18 protein-coding genes are annotated in these 16,243 nt (G+C 65.8%); 12 read left to right on the forward strand and 6 right to left on the reverse strand.

Annotated elements, in window-relative coordinates:
- Window positions 1-86: 86 nt before the first annotated feature.
- The 5 genes from MKW15_RS01010 (at window position 87) to MKW15_RS01030 (ending at window position 4,988) form a co-directional block, all read left to right on the forward strand.
- Window positions 87-638, forward strand: coding sequence for a (2Fe-2S)-binding protein (locus MKW15_RS01010; RefSeq protein ID WP_240855228.1), 552 nt, complete (start codon window positions 87-89; stop codon window positions 636-638).
- Window positions 635-3,049, forward strand: a complete 2,415-nt coding sequence (locus tag MKW15_RS01015) for a xanthine dehydrogenase family protein molybdopterin-binding subunit (protein WP_240855229.1) — start codon at window positions 635-637, stop codon at window positions 3,047-3,049. The genes MKW15_RS01010 and MKW15_RS01015 overlap by 4 nt, the downstream gene beginning before the upstream one ends.
- Window positions 3,046-3,903: an FAD binding domain-containing protein gene (locus MKW15_RS01020; RefSeq protein ID WP_240855231.1), complete on the forward strand. Its 858-nt coding sequence runs from the start codon at window positions 3,046-3,048 to the stop codon at window positions 3,901-3,903. Before MKW15_RS01015 ends, MKW15_RS01020 begins: the two co-directional genes overlap by 4 nt.
- Window positions 3,904-3,905: 2 nt before the next feature.
- The gene (locus MKW15_RS01025; RefSeq protein WP_240855232.1) at window positions 3,906-4,562 is read left to right on the forward strand and encodes an SRPBCC family protein; all 657 of its coding nucleotides are present in this window, start codon (window positions 3,906-3,908) and stop codon (window positions 4,560-4,562) included.
- A 90-nt stretch (window positions 4,563-4,652) separates the two neighbouring features.
- A complete protein-coding gene (locus MKW15_RS01030) occupies window positions 4,653-4,988 on the forward strand; it encodes a hypothetical protein (RefSeq protein WP_240855233.1) in 336 nt (111 codons plus the stop codon).
- A 55-nt stretch (window positions 4,989-5,043) separates the two neighbouring features.
- Here the strand turns inward: MKW15_RS01030 and MKW15_RS01035 are convergent, their stop codons facing one another.
- Window positions 5,044-5,496: a hypothetical protein gene (locus tag MKW15_RS01035; RefSeq protein ID WP_240855234.1), complete on the reverse strand. Its 453-nt coding sequence runs from the start codon at window positions 5,494-5,496 to the stop codon at window positions 5,044-5,046.
- 57 nt (window positions 5,497-5,553) lie between these two features.
- Complete coding sequence (locus tag MKW15_RS01040) at window positions 5,554-7,128, reverse strand: DUF222 domain-containing protein (RefSeq protein WP_240855236.1); 1,575 nt, start codon at window positions 7,126-7,128, stop codon at window positions 5,554-5,556.
- Window positions 7,129-7,506: 378 nt separating this feature from the next.
- Between MKW15_RS01040 and MKW15_RS01045 the strand changes: the two genes are divergently transcribed.
- Complete coding sequence (locus tag MKW15_RS01045; RefSeq protein ID WP_240855237.1) at window positions 7,507-8,202, forward strand: DUF6766 family protein; 696 nt, start codon at window positions 7,507-7,509, stop codon at window positions 8,200-8,202.
- 422 nt (window positions 8,203-8,624) lie between these two features.
- Here MKW15_RS01045 and MKW15_RS01050 read toward each other — a convergent pair whose 3' ends face one another.
- Window positions 8,625-9,803 (reverse strand): zinc-dependent alcohol dehydrogenase, encoded by a 1,179-nt coding sequence (locus tag MKW15_RS01050; RefSeq protein ID WP_240855240.1) that lies wholly within the window; start codon window positions 9,801-9,803, stop codon window positions 8,625-8,627.
- A gap of 176 nt (window positions 9,804-9,979) precedes the next feature.
- Between MKW15_RS01050 and MKW15_RS01055 the strand changes: the two genes are divergently transcribed.
- Window positions 9,980-10,777, forward strand: a complete 798-nt coding sequence (locus tag MKW15_RS01055) for an SDR family oxidoreductase (RefSeq protein WP_276614491.1) — start codon at window positions 9,980-9,982, stop codon at window positions 10,775-10,777.
- 300 nt (window positions 10,778-11,077) lie between these two features.
- Window positions 11,078-12,454, forward strand: a complete 1,377-nt coding sequence (locus tag MKW15_RS01060; RefSeq protein WP_240855242.1) for an NAD-dependent succinate-semialdehyde dehydrogenase — start codon at window positions 11,078-11,080, stop codon at window positions 12,452-12,454.
- Window positions 12,455-12,479: 25 nt separating this feature from the next.
- On the opposite strand, the gene MKW15_RS01065 is transcribed toward MKW15_RS01060, so the two are convergent.
- Window positions 12,480-12,749 (reverse strand): DUF4235 domain-containing protein, encoded by a 270-nt coding sequence (locus tag MKW15_RS01065; RefSeq protein WP_240855243.1) that lies wholly within the window; start codon window positions 12,747-12,749, stop codon window positions 12,480-12,482.
- Window positions 12,750-12,919: 170 nt separating this feature from the next.
- On the opposite strand from MKW15_RS01065, the gene MKW15_RS01070 reads away from it, so the two are divergent.
- A complete protein-coding gene (locus tag MKW15_RS01070; protein WP_240855244.1) occupies window positions 12,920-13,357 on the forward strand; it encodes an anti-sigma factor in 438 nt (145 codons plus the stop codon).
- Between the two features lie 2 nt (window positions 13,358-13,359).
- Here the strand turns inward: MKW15_RS01070 and MKW15_RS01075 are convergent, their stop codons facing one another.
- Window positions 13,360-13,671 (reverse strand): STAS domain-containing protein, encoded by a 312-nt coding sequence (locus MKW15_RS01075; RefSeq protein ID WP_240855245.1) that lies wholly within the window; start codon window positions 13,669-13,671, stop codon window positions 13,360-13,362.
- A gap of 559 nt (window positions 13,672-14,230) precedes the next feature.
- On the reverse strand, window positions 14,231-14,473 hold the full coding sequence (gene mbp1 / locus MKW15_RS01080) for a microaggregate-binding protein 1 (RefSeq protein WP_240855247.1): 243 nt from the start codon (window positions 14,471-14,473) through the stop codon (window positions 14,231-14,233).
- 384 nt (window positions 14,474-14,857) lie between these two features.
- On the opposite strand from mbp1, the gene MKW15_RS01085 reads away from it, so the two are divergent.
- The 3 genes from MKW15_RS01085 to MKW15_RS01095 all read left to right on the forward strand — a co-directional run bounded on the left by MKW15_RS01085 (window position 14,858) and on the right by MKW15_RS01095 (window position 16,176).
- Window positions 14,858-15,520: a GAF and ANTAR domain-containing protein gene (locus MKW15_RS01085; protein WP_240855558.1), complete on the forward strand. Its 663-nt coding sequence runs from the start codon at window positions 14,858-14,860 to the stop codon at window positions 15,518-15,520.
- A gap of 85 nt (window positions 15,521-15,605) precedes the next feature.
- Complete coding sequence (locus MKW15_RS01090) at window positions 15,606-15,926, forward strand: DUF6480 family protein (RefSeq protein WP_308220998.1); 321 nt, start codon at window positions 15,606-15,608, stop codon at window positions 15,924-15,926.
- A 43-nt stretch (window positions 15,927-15,969) separates the two neighbouring features.
- The gene (locus tag MKW15_RS01095; protein WP_240855249.1) at window positions 15,970-16,176 is read left to right on the forward strand and encodes a hypothetical protein; all 207 of its coding nucleotides are present in this window, start codon (window positions 15,970-15,972) and stop codon (window positions 16,174-16,176) included.
- The last annotated feature ends 67 nt before the right edge of the window (window positions 16,177-16,243 follow it).

Here is a 16,243-nt window from a genome sequence, read left to right on the forward strand (position 1 = left end):
ATCTGACACGCAGCGGAGGCGCACAGTGTTCTCTAGGGCTTCGCCAGGCCCTCAGCCCACCTTTGGCGAACGCATTGGAGGCCAACATGCGTGTCACTGTCACCGTCGACGGCACGACCTACGAGGACGAGGTGGAGCCCCGCACCTTGCTCGTACATCATCTACGCAATCAGCTGGGCAAGGTCGGCACCGTGATCGGTTGCGACACAAGCAATTGCGGCGCCTGCACGGTGCTGCTGAACGGACACAGCGTCAAGTCGTGCTCGGTGCTGGCCGTGCAGGCCGACGGCGCCGACGTCACCACCGTCGAAGGTCTCAAGGCTGCCGACGGCACCTTGCATCCCGTCCAGGAGGCGTTCCGCGACAATCACGGACTCCAGTGCGGCTTCTGCACCCCGGGCATGATCATGTCGACGATCGACCTTCTCGCCGAGAATCCGAACCCCGATGAGCATGACGTCCGGGAGGGCCTCGAAGGCAACCTGTGCCGCTGCACCGGCTACCAGAACATCGTCCGCGCGGCCCTGGATGCGGCGCAACGGTTGAAGGCCGACGCATCGCCGCGGGTGGAACGCACAGGTCAGCCGGCCGGCGCGGACACCAGCCGTCCGATGCAGGAGACGGGGGGTGCACGATGACCGCAACCGTCGAACCGGGCGCCGTCGAGCACGAGATCGGCAAGGCCCGGGTCCGCAAGGAAGACGACCACCTCATCACCGGACGCACCAAGTGGACGGACAACCTGGTGCTGCCCGGCATGCTGCACATCGCGCTGCTGCGCAGTCCCATGGCGCATGCGCGGATCGCGAGCATCGACGTCGAAGAAGCGCGATCGATGCCGGGCGTCGTCGCCGTCTACACCGGGGCCGACCTCGCCGAGGAGCAAGGCAGCCTGCCGAACGCCTGGCAGATCACCGAGGACATGAAGGCTCCGCCGGCTCCGTCGCTCGCGGTGGACACCGTGCAGTTCGCCGGGGAAGCGGTCGCGATGGTCGTCGCGCGCACCGTCGCCGAGGCACAGGACGCCATCGAGACGATCGACGTCGACTACGACGACCTGCCGGTGGTGCTCGACCTCGCCGCGGCGGCCGCCGATGGCGCCGACCTCGTCCATCCCGATCTCGGCACCAACGTGAGCGCGGTGTGGATCTTCGACTCCGCCGAGGCGGGCACCGGCACCGCCGTCGACGACGAGATCCGCGACGCCGAGGTCGTGATCGAACGCACCTTCCGGCAGCAACGCCTCATCCCGGCGTTCATGGAACCGCGCTCGGTGGTCGTCGACCCCACCGGCACACAGATCACCATGTGGTCGGCCACCCAGGTCCCGCACATCCTGCGGCTGATGCTGGCGATGACCCTCGGCATCCCCGAGCACAAGGTGCGGGTGATCGCGCCCGACGTCGGCGGTGGCTTCGGCGGCAAGCTGCAGGTCTGCCCGGAGGAGGTGCTCGCCCTGCTGGCGGCACGGCGCCTCGGCAAGCCGGTGAAATACACCGAATCACGCAGCGAGTCGATGCAGGCGGCCCATCACGGCCGCGACCAGATCCAGAAGCTGACGCTGGCGGCGAACCGCGACGGCAGCGTCCGGGGCCTCAAGGTGGAGTTGCTCGCGGATATGGGCGCTTACTTGCGGTTGGTCACCTCGGGTGTCCCGATTCTGGGTGCGTTCATGTTCAACGGCATCTACAAGTTCCCCGCCTACCACTTCGCCTGCACCAACGTGTTCACCAACAAGACGCCGACCGACGCCTACCGCGGTGCCGGACGTCCGGAGGCGACCTTCGCGATCGAGCGGATCATGGACGAACTCGCCGCCGAACTCGAGATGGATCCGCTCGAGGTGCGCGCGAAGAACTGGATCAAACACGAGGAATTCCCGTTCGACACTGTCGCAGGCCTGACCTACGACTCGGGCAACTACGAGGCGGCCACCGCGAAGGCCACCGAACTGCTCGACTACGACGGCCTGCGGCGTGAGCAGAAGGAACGACGCGACCGCGGCGACACGGTGCAACTCGGGATCGGTGTGTCCACCTTCACCGAGATGTGCGGGCTCGCACCGTCGCGTGTCCTCGGCTCGCTGTCGTATGGCGCGGGGGGTTGGGAAAACGCCACGGTCCGGATGCTGCCGACGGGCAAGGTCGAGGTGGTCACCGGCGTCTCGGCGCACGGCCAGGGCCACGAGACGGCGTTCAGCCAGATCGTCGCCGACCGGCTCGGCGTGCCCTTCGAGGATGTGGAGGTGTTGCACGGCGACACCCAGACATCGCCGCGCGGCCTGGACACCTACGGTTCGCGTTCGCTGGCGGTCGGCGGGATGGCGATCGTGAAGGCGGCCGACCGCGTCGTCGACAAGGCCCGGCCGATCGCCGCGCATCTGATGGAGGCTTCCGAGGACGATCTCGAGTTCGCCGACGGCAAGTTCACCGTCAAGGGCACCGAGACGGCGGTCGGGATCACCGACGTCGCGCTCGCGGTGTTCGCCGCGCACGACATGCCGGACGGCGTCGAGCCGAATCTCGACTCGGACGCGACCTACGACCCGGACAACTTCTCCTTCCCGCACGGCACACATCTGTGCGCCGCCGAGGTCGACACCGAGACCGGTCTGGTGACGATCCGCAAATACGTGTGCGTCGACGACATCGGCGCGGTGATCAACCCGCTGATCGTCGAAGGGCAGGTGCACGGCGGACTCGCGCAGGGCATCGCGCAGGCGCTCTACGAGGACGCGATCTACGACGAGTCCGGCACGTTGCTGTCCGGGTCGTTCGCCGAGTACCTCGTGCCCGGAGCACCCGACCTGCCGCACTTCACCACCGACCGCACCGAGACCCGCGCCACCGGAAATGCACTCGGCGTCAAGGGTGTCGGCGAGGCCGGCACGATCGCTTCCACCCCGGCAGTCGTCAACTCGGTGATCGACGCGGTGCGCCATTTCGGCGTGGCCGACGTCGAGATGCCCTGCAGTCCGATGCGGGTGTGGAGAGCCATCCAGTCAGCTCAAACCGAAGCAGCCCGGTCTGCTCAGGGAGGTGCCCAATGATTCCGTCCAAGTTCGACTACCTCGCCCCGACCACCCTCGACGAGGCGGTCTCCGCGCTGGCCGACGCCGGCGAGGACGCCAAGGTGATCGCCGGCGGGCAAAGCCTGATGCCGGTGTTGCGGTTACGGCTGAACTCGCCGACCGCCCTCGTCGACCTCGGGCGGGTCGCGGAGTTGCGCGGCGTACGTGAGGACGGCGACTCGATCGTCGTCGGAGCGATGACCACGCACCACGACGTGATGACCGATTCTCTCGTCGTCGCGCACGCGGCGTTGTTGTCCGACGCCGAGCAGACCGTCGCCGATCCACAGATCCGCCACCGGGGCACGTTCGGTGGGTCGCTCGCCCATGCCGATCCGGCAGGCGATCTGGGTGCCGTCGCCGTCGCGCTGGATGCGACGATGACCGTCGTCGGTCCCAACGGCAAGCGTGATGTGGCGGCCGAGGACTTCTTCACCGACATCTTCAGCACCGCTCTGGAACCCGACGAGATCTTGGTGTCGGTGCGCATTCCGAAGCACACCGGATGGACGGCGCATTACGAGAAGTTCCATCGGGTGGCCCAGAGCTGGTCGATCATCGCCGTGGCCGCCACCCTCGACGTCGACGACGACGGCATCATCCGCGAGGCCGCGATCGGCCTGACCAACATGCGTGCGGTGCCGATGCGGGCACGTGCCGTGGAGCAGGCGCTGGTGGGGCAGTCGGCCGCCATCGATGTGATCGGCGCGGCCGCCGACCATGCCGCTGAGGGCACCGATCCGATGAGCGATCCCAACGCCGACGCCGAGTACCGAACCCACCTGGCGAAAGTGCTCACCCGGCGAGCGGTCGTGGCAGCGGCAGGCGTCTGACCATGCAACTGGAACACAGCTTTTCGGTCGACGCACCGATCGAGACCGTGTGGGCGGCCCTGGTGGAACCGGAGCGCGTCGCGGGCTGCATGCCCGGGGCGACGCTCACCGAGGTCGACGGTGACAAGTTCACCGGACAGATCAAGGTGAAGATCGGCCCGGTTGCCTTGGTGTACAAGGGTGTTGGCAACTTCATCGAGAAAGACGAGGGTGCGCACCGCGCCGTGATCGAGGGCAGTGCCAAGGAATCGCGAGGGCAGGGCACGGCAAAGGCCACCGTGTCGATGTCACTCAAAGACGAGGGTGGCACCACCACCGGCAGCGTCGTCACCGATCTGGCGATCACCGGCAAGCCGGCCCAGTTCGGCCGAGGCATGCTCTCCGACGTGGGCGGCAAGATCATCGACCAGTTCTCGTCGTGCCTGTCGAAGAAACTCGGCGACGCGGAGCCGGCGGCCCCGGCTTCGCCCGCTACCAGTGCAACTGCTGCGCCCGACACGTCGAAACCCCGTGTGGTGGAACAACCCCCGGAGGAGGCCGAGGCTCTCGACCTGATGGCGTATGCCGGGGGCTCGGTGCTCAAGCGGGTCGCACCGATCGTCGGGGCGATTGTGCTGGGCGCGATCGTGTTCGTGGTGGTGCGCCGGTTGCGTGGCTGAGGTCTGCCTGCGAAGGCCCCGGGCGGTGCTCACCTGCCATCGGTGTGGTACCTGATACGGGACAAAGCCGACATTTGCGGCGTCCTACAGATGGAGTATCAGGTGAGAACTCGAGTGGTGCTGGCGTCATTCGGCGCGGTCGTTGCGATCTTCCTTGGCTTGACCCAGGCGGTTCCCAACGCATCCGCCGCTCCCACCAGTTGCAAGGCCTGGTATGCCAGCAGCGTGGCGTACGCCAACTGCAAGAAGGGGGGCGGGCAGTTCCGTGCCGCCGCCAAGTGCCGCAACGTGTACGGCGAATACCGCGCGTACGGCCCCTGGATGAAAGTGGGCCAGCGGAACCCGAAGAACAGGGCCGTGATCGGAACCTCGTACGCCGATTGCGGATTTGGCTTCTTGCGTCAGTATTGGGTCGACAAGAGGTAGCTCGACAGGGCGTAGGGACGCGCGCACACTGCGCGACGCTTCCCGGGGCCAGGCGTCAGTTGATCCGGTGGCTTGCCACCAGAACCGCGCGGTCATTGAACACAACGGCCGTACAGCGAAAAGTGTTGGTGGGCCCCAGTCCCGACCCACTCGGTAGATCGCCTTGGATGCGCACGGTGCCGGAGACCTCCCAACTGTTCGCCACCGTGGATCGATCGCGGCGTGCCTCGCGCAACGCGTTCAACTCCGTGGCGTACAGCCCGGTGTTGTCGGTCGTGACACCGCTGAACTCGGCCGACGATGCCTGCGCGGAGCTCGTCCCACCTGCCTCGAGCCGGGCCGCGATGTCGCCGCGGATGATCGAGGTGCAGCGCTCCGTCGCCTGCGACTCATCCTGCGCCCGTTCGTTGATCGCGTCGCGCCCAAGCAGCGTGACGACGACGAAAACTGCTGCGACGACTGCGATCGCGCCACCCCAGAGCACGCGCCGACGAGAGAGCTCTGCCATGGGCCAACGATAGTTGATGCGCGGCGCACCTCTTGGCGAGTTGCGGGCGCCTCCATGTCAGAAGGGTGGTGGGCCTGCGGCGAGGTCGCGGGCGTCGCGGGCCCGTCGGTTGCGGTTCCTTTCTGCCCGGCGTCGGGCATGCTTGTCCGCCACCCGACCACGACGAGGGCGGGTGTTGTCAATACCGTTGTGCGCGTTACCGACTGGTGGCCCTTGAGCGGGCGCGACGAACCGGATACGCCGCAACCCCGGAAACACGTCCTCATTGGTTTCGGCTTCCCCCGGCAGCACCAAACCCTCCGGAGTGATGTACTCCGTACGCAACCGGCCCGCGCTGTCGCGCCACTGATCATCCACCCACTCACCAAACGTCTTGAGCAGATGCCCGGGACGGCACTTGATGTTCATACCCTCGGCCGTGGTCTGCCCACCTTGTTCGGGATGGTCGTGATCGAACTCGGCCACATGATCACCATCGCCCTGCCACGCCGACGTGACACAGCCCGGATCAGCGCAGTAACCATCCCGGATCCGCAGAAACGTGTCCAACGCGGCCGAGGGCCGATACGGATCCGACGGTTGGTGCGCCGGCAACGTGAACGACCCATCCGGATTCGCCACCGCCTGCGGCCCGATCACCGGCTTCACGACAGCATCGGGCCGTTGGGCGATGTCGCGCACATGCTCACCGGAGATGAGGCCGTGACCTTCCACGAATGCCGGGTTGTCGGCCGTCCCGGCCAGCGTCGCCTCGTCACACACCACATGCACCATGATCGCGGTCGACGGTGGGGCGGTGATCGTGGAGGGATCGGGGATGTCGGCGTCGCACTCCGCACGCCCGCAATCACACTCGAACCCGGTCCCCGACAACAGGGCGAACATCGCATCCGAACGCCGCTGCTGCACGGTACGCGGATCATTGCGGCACACCGCCTTCGCCAACCCCGCCACCCGCGCCGCAGCGATCCGCACATCCTCCGCGGCCCCCACCGCCGTGATCTCCCCGGTCCCATCCTCCAGTACGGCCGTCCACACCCCACGCGCATCCAAAGCGTCCTTGCGGCGCTGGCGCACCGCATCCGGGTCGTGGCGGTACACCACCCGGTCGATCATGTCGCGCATCCGCGCCCGCGACCACACGCCTTTGCGGGTGCGCAACAGATGAGCGATCTCGGCATCCACCAGCGGTGCCGCCGCCGACTCCTCCACCAGTTCGGTACGCGTCACCGTCAACTGGGCCTGCCAGGGCGCGATGATCCCGTCGCGCAGACAGTCGAACACCTCGGGCAGCCGATCCCGCAGCGACACCGCCTCCCCCAACAGTTTCTCCGCCGCACGCTGCCCCACACCGCGGGCCCGCGCGATCCGCGCCGCACAATCCGCGTAGCCGTCGGTCACAAACCCCGACGGCGAGGGTTCGACCAGTTTGGCCGCCACATACCGGTCATAGAGCACCGCCGCCGACCGATACTCGGCATACGCCAACGCCGCCCGCCCACGATCAATCTCAGCCATCCCGAGGAGTAGGTCGTTGGTCGGCGTCTCGTCCGCATCGGTCGGGTCGACCCCACCCAGCAACCCGGCAGCAAACTGCTCAGGCCACGGTGACGGCGTCGACAACACAGACACGACAATCCCTTCCGACACGACAAACACAACGGATCGGGACCATCCCCACAACATGCTCATCATCAAAAGGAACCAGGCCAGCCACGCCGGCCTCAATCATCAACTACTCAGTCATCACATCCCGTGTACAAACCACGCTAAACCATGCCACCGACAAACATCGGCGCCGCAGGTCGAAGGATCACTTGAACCTGCATCCGGCGGCCGGCGCGACGACGACACCCTACGGAGGCGCCCGGGCCTGGTGCGCAACGTCGTCGGCGGTCGAGAACCGGCAGGGTCGCGGCCGCGCCATCGCACGGTTTCGCCTTCGACTTCGCGCGGATCGCCGTATCTCGACGGCGTTCGGAAAGTGGTCATGCCCGATACAGTCGAACCGTGATCGCGGAACGGGAAGTCCGAGTCTCACGAGTCCGCCGGCTGGCACGTGATAACGGTCTTCTCATCGCCTGCCTGGCACTGTTTGCCGTGTTCTTCCTCGGCATGATCTTTTCCGGGTGGAGTGTCCACAACGAGGAGCAGCAGTCGCACGGGTCGGCCTCCGTGTCGCTCGGTCAGTACCTCGTCAGTGGTGACTTCGTGGAAGCGACGTTCGAGAACTGGGAGTCCGAATTCCTTCAGATGGGCATGTACGTCGTCTTGACTGCCCTTCTCTACCAAAAGGGCTCGTCGGAATCCAAACCCGTCGGCAAGCGCGCTCCGCAGGATGCGGATCCTCGTGGCGAAAGCGGCTCGTCGGAGTCTCCGTGGCCGGTCAGGAAGGGCGGGTGGGCATTGCGCCTCTATGAGAACTCGCTGTCACTGATCTTCTTTGCGCTGTTCTTCGCGTCGTTCGTGCTTCACGCAATGGGCGGAGCCGCGGCCTACAGCGACGAACAAGTGCACCATGGCGAGGCACCGGTCGGCGTGTGGGAGTACCTCGGGACATCGCAGTTCTGGTTCGAATCGATGCAGAACTGGCAGAGCGAATTCATCGCGGTGGCCGCAATCGTCTTCTTGTCGATCTATTTCAGGCAACGGGGATCGGCGGAATCCAAGCCGGTCGCGGATCCGCACAAGCGGACTGGCGCGTAGAACGGTCAGCGGAGGCGGCGAGCGCCTGGTGATCGACGACGACGGCGTGCCCGACTGCGATGTTCCCGACTGCGATGTTCCCGACCGCGATGTTCCCGACTGCGATGTTTCCGCAACACGTGCTGTCGGCGTCGCCCCAAACCTTCGACCTTCTTTTCCCACATCCGCCGGCTTGCGCCGAGGGCCGCCACCGACGTCAGTGCCAGTGTGGCCCCGGCGATTGCGAGCGTAGGTGCGACCGACCACCTGCCCGAACCGCCGATCGCGACAACGAACACGATGGCACCGGCAAGCAAGGCGACATACGCGATCCACCTGGTCGCGGCCATGAGCCGATTGGCCTGTCTCGTGCGGCGGGCTCGATCGCCGGACGAGTCATCGGACGAGTGACCATCCGGAGGCGACGATCGCACCGAACGCTCTCATGGTTTCAGGATGATCTTGACCGCACCCTGCGCCTTGCGTTGGAAGATGTCGTAGGCGTGCGGGGCGTCATCGAGTGGGAACTCATGCGTGGCAAAGGAATCGACGCCGAGCGGGTCGCCGTCTTCGAGTAGGGGCATGATGTCGGGCACCCATCTCTTCACATTCGCCTGTCCCATCCGGATCTGTATCTGTTTGTCGAACAACGTCATCATCGGTAAGGGGTCGGCGGCACCGCCGTAGACCCCGATGATCGACAGCGTGCCGCCGCGCCGCACGATGTCGATGGCCGAGTACAGCGCAGCGAGGCGGTCGATTCCCGCCTTCTTCATGAGTGGCTCGGCCGCGCCATCGGGGAGCAGTCCGACGAATCGCTGCATCGTCTTGCTCATCGGCGACCCGTGCGCTTCCATGCCGACCGCGTCGATCACGGCATCGGTACCGCGGCCTTCGGTCCGGTAGCGAACCTCCTCGGCCACGTCGTCGACGGCGTCGAGATCGATGGTCGAGATGCCGCGCTCCTCGAGACGAGCCAGGCGTTCGGGCACGCGGTCGACGCCGAACACGCGGGCACCGTGATGAGCGGCGATGCGCGCAGCCATGTCCCCGATGGGACCCAGACCGAGGACGGTCACGCTCCCGCCGGGCGGAATCGACGCGTACTCGACGGCCTGCCATGCGGTGGGCAGCACATCCGAGAGGTAGACGTAGCGCGAATCGGGCTTGTCGTGCGGCACCTTGATGTGGGTGAACTGAGCGTGCGGCACCCGAAGGTACTCGGCTTGGCCGCCGGGGACCGAGCCGTAGAGCTTCGAATAGCCGAACAGCGCCGCACCGGTGTCCTGTTCCCGAACCTGCGTGGTCTCGCATTGCGTGTAGAGCTGGGCGTCACACATGTGGCAGCTGCCGCACGATATCTGGAACGGAATGACCACCCGGTCGCCCACCGCGAGGGTGCTCACCCCGTCGCCGACCTCTTCCACCACACCCATCGGTTCATGCCCGAGTATGTCGCCGGGCTCCATGAAGGCGCCCAGCACTTCGTAGAGGTGCAGGTCGGAACCACAGATGTTGGTGGATGTCACCTTGATGACGGCGTCGGTGGCCTCTTCGATCTTCGGATCGGGCACCTGCTCCACGCTCACGTTTCGTCGGCCCTGCCAGGTCACTGCACGCATCGCCACTCCTCGTCGCCGGATGTCGTTACCTGCGCCAGCGTGCCCGGTTACCGACGCCGTCAAACCTGCGCGTGGTGGTGCGTTTGCCCGCCTGCCCGGATGGGTATCCGTCGCCGGTGACCGACGACACCGAACACCGGGCGCACACGATTGCCTATCCCGGACGTACCGAGGAGATGGCCGAGGCGCCGCGAGACGAGATGCGCGCCTACCGGGGCCGGGATCTGCTGCAGGGCAAGACCGCACTCATCACCGGCGGCGACTCGGGCATCGGCCGAGCCGTCGCGATCGCCTTCGCCAAGGAGGGTGCGGACGTTGCCATCGCCTACCTCGACGAGGATGACGACGCCGCGCACACCGTCGACCTCGTCGAACGGGAGGGGCGGCGGGCACGCGCATTCGCCGGTGATCTCGCCGACCCGGAACACTGCGCAGAGGTGGTGTCGCGGACCGTGGCCGAACTCGGCGGGCTTCATCTCCTTGTCAACAATGTGGCGTTCCAGAATCCCGTCGACGATTTCATGGAGTTGTCCCCCGGCCAGTGGCGACGCACCTTCGATGTCAACGTCGACAGCTTCTTCCACACGACCCGTGCCGCGGTTCCGCACCTCACCGGGGGTGGAGCAATCATCAACACCGGCTCGATCAACGGGTTGCGCGGCAACAAGCAGTTGATCGATTACGCCGCCGCCAAGGGCGCGGTCACCGCCCTCACCTACTCGCTCGCGCAATCGTTGCTGGACCGCCATATTCGGGTGAATTGCGTTGCGCCCGGCCCGGTCTGGACACCCCTGATCCCGGCAACCATGCCTGCGGACAAGGTGGCCGGATTCGGTACGCAGACACCGTACGGACGGGCCGCGCAGCCCGACGAAATCGCTCCGTCGTACGTGTTCTTTGCCGCCGACCAACTCTCGTCGTACTACACCGGCGAGGTGCTCGCGCCACTCGGCGGGGAGACCCTCCCGGGTTGAGCACGCCGATGACAGTGACCCGATGACAGTCACGAATGGGACGGAAAGCTCTTCTGTGAGATGAGCGTTGCGAGGTGGTGCCCATTTCGCGCGGACGCGGCGGTGGCATCGACGCTCGACATGTGCCCGAGCCAGATCGGCGTGGCGATAAGCAGGATGTCCGCAGACGGTCATCGAAAAACAGGCTGTGTATCAATCACTTTCGGCTCTTTGCCGGTACAAAGCGCTACCTGTCAATGCAATTCGATCGTTAGCTGAGATCAGTGGTTGAGTACCTTGGCAATACGTACGATGGGATCCATGAGTAATTATGTCACCGCCAATCCGACCACAGGAGTCACCGAGCGCGAGTTCCGGACTCTGGACGACAGTGAGCTGGCAACCCTGGTGGAGCGGACCGCGTCCGCCTTCGGGTCGTGGCGCGAGGTGCCGGACACCGATCGCGCCGAAGCCCTGCGCCGCACCGCCGAACTGTACGAGAAACGTTCCGATGAACTCGCGAGAACGATCACCGCCGAGATGGGCAAACCCATCAAGCAGTCAGAAGGCGAGGTTCAGCTCGCGGCGGACATCTACCGCTGGTATGCCGAGCACGGCCCCGACCTGCTGCAGAACGAGACCCTCGATCCGCAGGGTGCAACGGAATCGATAGTCCAGCGCCGCCCCGTCGGACCTCTGGTGGGTGTCATGCCGTGGAACTACCCCTACTATCAGGTCGCACGATTCGTTGCGCCAAATCTCTTGATCGGCAACACGATCATTCTCAAGCATGCGTCCATCTGTGCGGCGTCGTCGGCCTTGATGGCCGAGATCCTGCACGACGCCGGTGTGCCGTCGGATGCGTACATCAACGTGTACGCCAGCAGCGACCAGATCGCGGCACTGCTCGAGGATCCGGCGATCCAGGGTGTGTCGCTGACAGGCAGCGAACGGGCCGGCGCCGCGGTTGCCGAGGTGGCGTCGAAGAACCTGAAGAAGTCCGTTCTCGAACTGGGTGGTTCCGATCCCTTCATCCTGCTCGACACCGACGACATGGCGCGCACGGCACACATCGCGGCCGCTGCCCGCCTGTCCAACGCCGGACAGGCATGCAATTCACCCAAGCGCTTCATCGTCCTCGACGACCTCTACGACGACTTCGTCGACAAACTGGTCGCCGAATTCGACGGTGCCGCACTGGGCGATCCGGCCGACCCCGAGATCGAGGTCGGGCCGCTCTCGTCGATCGAAGCACGCGACGGAGTCGCCGAGCAGGTCAAGACCGCGGTGGAGCAGGGCGCCCGATTGCGGACCGGCGGACATCCGGTGGATTCCGCCGGGGCCTTCCTGGAGCCGACGGTGCTCACGGACATCACCCCGGAGATGGATGCCTATACCGAAGAGATCTTCGGTCCGGTCGGGATGGTGTACCGGGCCTCGTCCGCCGACGACGCCGTGCGTCTCGCCAACGACGTCGGATTCGGATTGAGCGGTTCGGTGTGGAGTACCGACTCCGAGAAGGCGGCCGAGGTCGCCGACCGGTTGGAAGTCGGCATGGCCTACGTCAACGAGCACGGCACCACGCTGCCCGGATTGCCATTCGGCGGCGTGAAGCGGTCGGGGTACGGGCGTGAACTCGGCCGCTGGGGACTCGGTGAATTCGTCAACACCCGCCTGCGTCGCATCTCCACCAAATAGGCGACGAATTCGACGCCGCAGCTCGCTATTTGGGATCCTCGTGGGCAACTGCCCGGTAGCCCCGGGCGCCCGCGCGGTCAACTGCTGCGCGCACGAGACCGAAGATCAACCCCTGCAGGGCGGCGGCGGCCAAGACCTCGGCGTTGCTGCGCTGCAAGTCTTTTGGATCGGGAGGAGCGGAATCACCGGCGACCTGCTGCCAGATCCGCCCGAATACGGCACCGGCAGCGATACCACCGAGGGCGCTGATGGCGATCGACAGCGGCTTGTAGATGGACTTGGACACCGCGCTCATGAGAACCTCCTGCACCTGGTGGCGTAACGGCGGGACCGTGGACCAGGCCCGCATACCCCTTCTACCATGGGCGAAACCTGGCGCCGCGAAGCATTGGCCGGGACGGCGTTTCGATTGGCGTCGGAGCGGGTATCAACGCGTCGACACATGGCCTGCATGAAGGAGGCAAAGTGGCTGAGCAGCAGGCGAGCAGCGCCGGTGTGGGTGTGATCGACGAGATCACCAGGTCCGCCGACGTTCCGGTTGTGCTGTCGGTGCGGGCGCACCGGACGACACTGCCCATCATTCGCGCCCTTGTCGAACACGTCATGCTTCTCGACGACTGGACCATCGATGACGTCGCCGATCTGAAACTGGGTGTCGACGAGATCTGCGGTCAACTGATTGAAGGCGCGCGCCCGGCCGAACGGATCGAGGTGGCCCTCACCACGGGCCCACAGGGCCTGGTGGTAACCATGGAGGCGCCGGTGGTCTCCGGATTCGCCTTGGAGACAGACGGATTCGGGTGGCGCGTGGTCGAGACGGTCACCGACGCACGACACTGGGCCCACGTCGGCGCCGGCCCGGCACAGCTACTCATGGTTCGCGTGGCTCGTCGACGGGCCTGACGTCACGACGCCTTGGCGTAGACGGCGGCCCGAGCGTCGTCGAGCGATGGATAGATCTCGACGGTCCGGTCGAGGCCGCAGACCTCGAGCGACCGCGCGATCGGGCGGTTGCAGGTGACTGCGACCGCCATGGCGCGCAGCGTTGTTGCCTCCGCCAGGAAATCGGCGAAGATCGCCAGCGCCGATGCACTGATGAAGTCGACCGCAAGCATGTCGAGAATCAGGTACCCCGGCGGCTGACGACACACGGTGGCCAACGAGTATTGGAACTCGAACTCGTTCGAGATGTCGATGTCACCCGAAAACCGTTGCATATTCAGTGTTTTCGTGGCCAATGCGTCGGCCTCGCTGTGTGTGGTCACAAACAGGCCTCGGTGGGAACCAGCAGGAGTACCGCCGCTGGTGATGGGAAAAGGGTTCATCGGTGTGCTCTGTCCGCTCGTCGATGGATGCGACGAGCACCGCCACCTCAAGGTGGACGCTTCACTCGCTCGCGAGCAGCTTCTCGCTGAACCGCTGTCCTCAACCGTACGGCGTCCGAGGCACCCTGACAACCATTCGACCCGACTCCCGGGCGGGTTCGTGGGGCCGCCGAGCACACCGCGAGACGCCCCAGTACTGTTTCTGACAGCCCGAGACCAGCGGCTTCTCTGTTGTGTCGTTTCGTAATCGATTGCGGGGCAACAGTACCCAGGCCCACGTACGGCTGCCGGATGTGGTCCGCCGGTTCTTCGACCATCGACTTCTCAACGCTCATGGCGGCGGCGCCCGTTCGGACACGTGAACGTGTTTCACCCAGTCGGATTTTGACCGACGCCGGTGCCGCCATGTCGCGGCGGCACCGGCGTTCGGGTCACGGACGGGTGATTCCCGTCATCGCTCCTGTTCGGTCCGCTCGCGTTCCTCGGCCGCCTTAGCCGCCCCACGCGAGGCCTCGGCCTCGGCTTCATGCTTCGCGGCGTCGGTGTGCGCTTCGCCCTTGTCCGTCTGGGCCTGTCCCTCGCGCTCCAGGTCGTCACGCCCGGTCACTGCGCCGGCGACCTCTTTGACCTTGCCCTTCACTCGCTCAGTCGCGCCTTTGACCGCTTCGCCCGGTCCGCTTCGTTCGGATGCCATTTGGCCACCTCGTTCGACATAGGTTGATTTCGGTTGTGCGGGCAAACTCGGATGCCCACTGTGCGCATTCCCTCGTCAGCACTTCGCCAAACGTCACACTCCGGGTCGCCGACGAATGATTCTGCGCAAGCCGATCGCCACACGCGGCGCCAACCGACGCTCGTGCCGCATTCGGGTGCCGAGTCACCGCGAGCGCCGTGACCGGTCTCCGAGGGCTGCCGAGGTGAGCGAACGACGCCTGGACGATGACTTGCCGGACGAGCTGATCTCCAAACATCAGTCCACACCAGCGCGGCAGATCGGGCGGATAATGTTGATGTGCGTGGTGACGGCATCGGGACGAGGAGGGTCGACGTGAATGTTCATCACAGTATCGCCGAACTCATGCGCGAGGTGCACGCGATACCCGAAGCAGGCGCCGACAGCGTCGATCGTGCGATCGCGTCGATCACGGCGGGGGCGGTGGCCAGCGTGCCGGGCGCGCAGTACGCCGGCATCCTCGTGATCGACGCCGACGGCGGGTTCACCACCCTGGCGCCGACCGGCGACATCATGGCCCACCTCGATCGGTTACAGAAGGAGACCGCCGAGGGGCCGTGCGTCGAGGCGGCGTGGGCGCAGCACACCGTGCGCGTCGACGACTTCTCGACGGATCCCCGCTGGCCGAAACTGGCCGCCCGCACACTCGCCGAAACACCCGCACGATCCAGCTTGTCCTTCCAGCTGTTCACCCACCAGGGCGCCCTCGGGGCACTGAATCTGTTCTCCGACGAGATCAACGCCTTCGGCGAGGAGGACGAGGAGATCGGGCTCGTCTTCGCCACTCATGCGGCGCTCGCACTGTTTCGCACCAGACAGCAGAGCGACTTTCGCAGCGCTCTGGCCAGCCGGGACATGATCGGCCAGGCCAAGGGCATGCTCATGGAACGCTTCGGGATCGACGCCGTTGCGGCGTTCGGGCTCCTGCGTCGGCTGTCGCAGGACACCAACACCCCGGTGGCCGACATCGCCCGCCAGGTGATCGAGGCCGAGCGTCCGGATCGTTGACGTCGGGAAACCCGCGTCCCGCACGGTGTAAACCGCCGCCGGATGGGTACTCCGTGTTCGTTGGCGTCCAGCGACAGGAGCAGACATGTCCGAGCACACCCCCGGCCCGGCGCGCGGTGACCGGGGTGGGACGGATCCGGATCCGGCACTCACTCCCGGCCTCGAACCCGGCGGTGGCGCAGCGCCGGGTGACACACCTCCGGATGCCCCGCAGACCTCTGGACTCTCCCACCACGAAGATCGCTTCGCGCGGGTCTTTCCGCGCAGCGGCATCGTCATGCTGTTCGGTGCCGCGATCCTCAATCGTCCTCATGATCGTCGTGGCGGTCGGCCTCGTCGTCACGATGCTGTGACCCGAGCCCGCCGGCCTGGCGGCGGACGTGATGATCCGGTATCTGTGGGATGAACCTCAATTCCAACGGATTCCTGGTCGAAGGAGGCAATTCCGAATGACCACTGCAGACGGCGGCGAACCCACGTCGACGGCGTCCGAGACCCCCGACGATGCCCGCGAAAAGGTCGACGAACTCGAGAGTCGTCATCTGGACACCCCGTCCCCCGATGACGCAGATCAGGTCGACCCCGCGTCGGCACAAAGCGATCGAGAAGACAACCCTGATGCGCCGGAGGCCGGCGCAGCGGAGCCACCTGACTGAAGGCGTCCGCCGTGCAGTTGATTGCCCCGTCGGTTTCGCCAGGACGGTGAACGGGTAGTCGCCGCCG

The sequence above is a fragment of the Gordonia gummivorans genome (assembly GCF_022513585.1).
GTDB lineage: Bacteria > Actinomycetota > Actinomycetes > Mycobacteriales > Mycobacteriaceae > Gordonia.

Excerpts from the sequence above, each read along its gene's own strand:
- MKW15_RS01010 (WP_240855228.1), top strand. The coding sequence starts at position 87 with ATGCGTGTCACTGTCACCGTCGACGGCACGACCTACGAGGACGAGGTG.
- MKW15_RS01015 (WP_240855229.1), top strand. The coding sequence starts at position 635 with ATGACCGCAACCGTCGAACCGGGCGCCGTCGAGCACGAGATCGGCAAG.
- MKW15_RS01020 (WP_240855231.1), top strand. The coding sequence starts at position 3,046 with ATGATTCCGTCCAAGTTCGACTACCTCGCCCCGACCACCCTCGACGAG.
- MKW15_RS01025 (WP_240855232.1), top strand. The coding sequence starts at position 3,906 with ATGCAACTGGAACACAGCTTTTCGGTCGACGCACCGATCGAGACCGTG.
- MKW15_RS01030 (WP_240855233.1), top strand. The coding sequence starts at position 4,653 with ATGGAGTATCAGGTGAGAACTCGAGTGGTGCTGGCGTCATTCGGCGCG.
- MKW15_RS01035 (WP_240855234.1), bottom strand. The coding sequence starts at position 5,496 with ATGGCAGAGCTCTCTCGTCGGCGCGTGCTCTGGGGTGGCGCGATCGCA.
- MKW15_RS01050 (WP_240855240.1), bottom strand. The coding sequence starts at position 9,803 with ATGCGTGCAGTGACCTGGCAGGGCCGACGAAACGTGAGCGTGGAGCAG.
- MKW15_RS01055 (WP_276614491.1), top strand. The coding sequence starts at position 9,980 with ATGGCCGAGGCGCCGCGAGACGAGATGCGCGCCTACCGGGGCCGGGAT.
- MKW15_RS01060 (WP_240855242.1), top strand. The coding sequence starts at position 11,078 with ATGAGTAATTATGTCACCGCCAATCCGACCACAGGAGTCACCGAGCGC.
- MKW15_RS01065 (WP_240855243.1), bottom strand. The coding sequence starts at position 12,749 with ATGAGCGCGGTGTCCAAGTCCATCTACAAGCCGCTGTCGATCGCCATC.
- MKW15_RS01075 (WP_240855245.1), bottom strand. The coding sequence starts at position 13,671 with ATGCAACGGTTTTCGGGTGACATCGACATCTCGAACGAGTTCGAGTTC.
- mbp1 (WP_240855247.1), bottom strand. The coding sequence starts at position 14,473 with ATGGCATCCGAACGAAGCGGACCGGGCGAAGCGGTCAAAGGCGCGACT.
- MKW15_RS01085 (WP_240855558.1), top strand. The coding sequence starts at position 14,858 with ATGCGCGAGGTGCACGCGATACCCGAAGCAGGCGCCGACAGCGTCGAT.
- MKW15_RS01090 (WP_308220998.1), top strand. The coding sequence starts at position 15,606 with ATGTCCGAGCACACCCCCGGCCCGGCGCGCGGTGACCGGGGTGGGACG.
- MKW15_RS01095 (WP_240855249.1), top strand. The coding sequence starts at position 15,970 with ATGACCACTGCAGACGGCGGCGAACCCACGTCGACGGCGTCCGAGACC.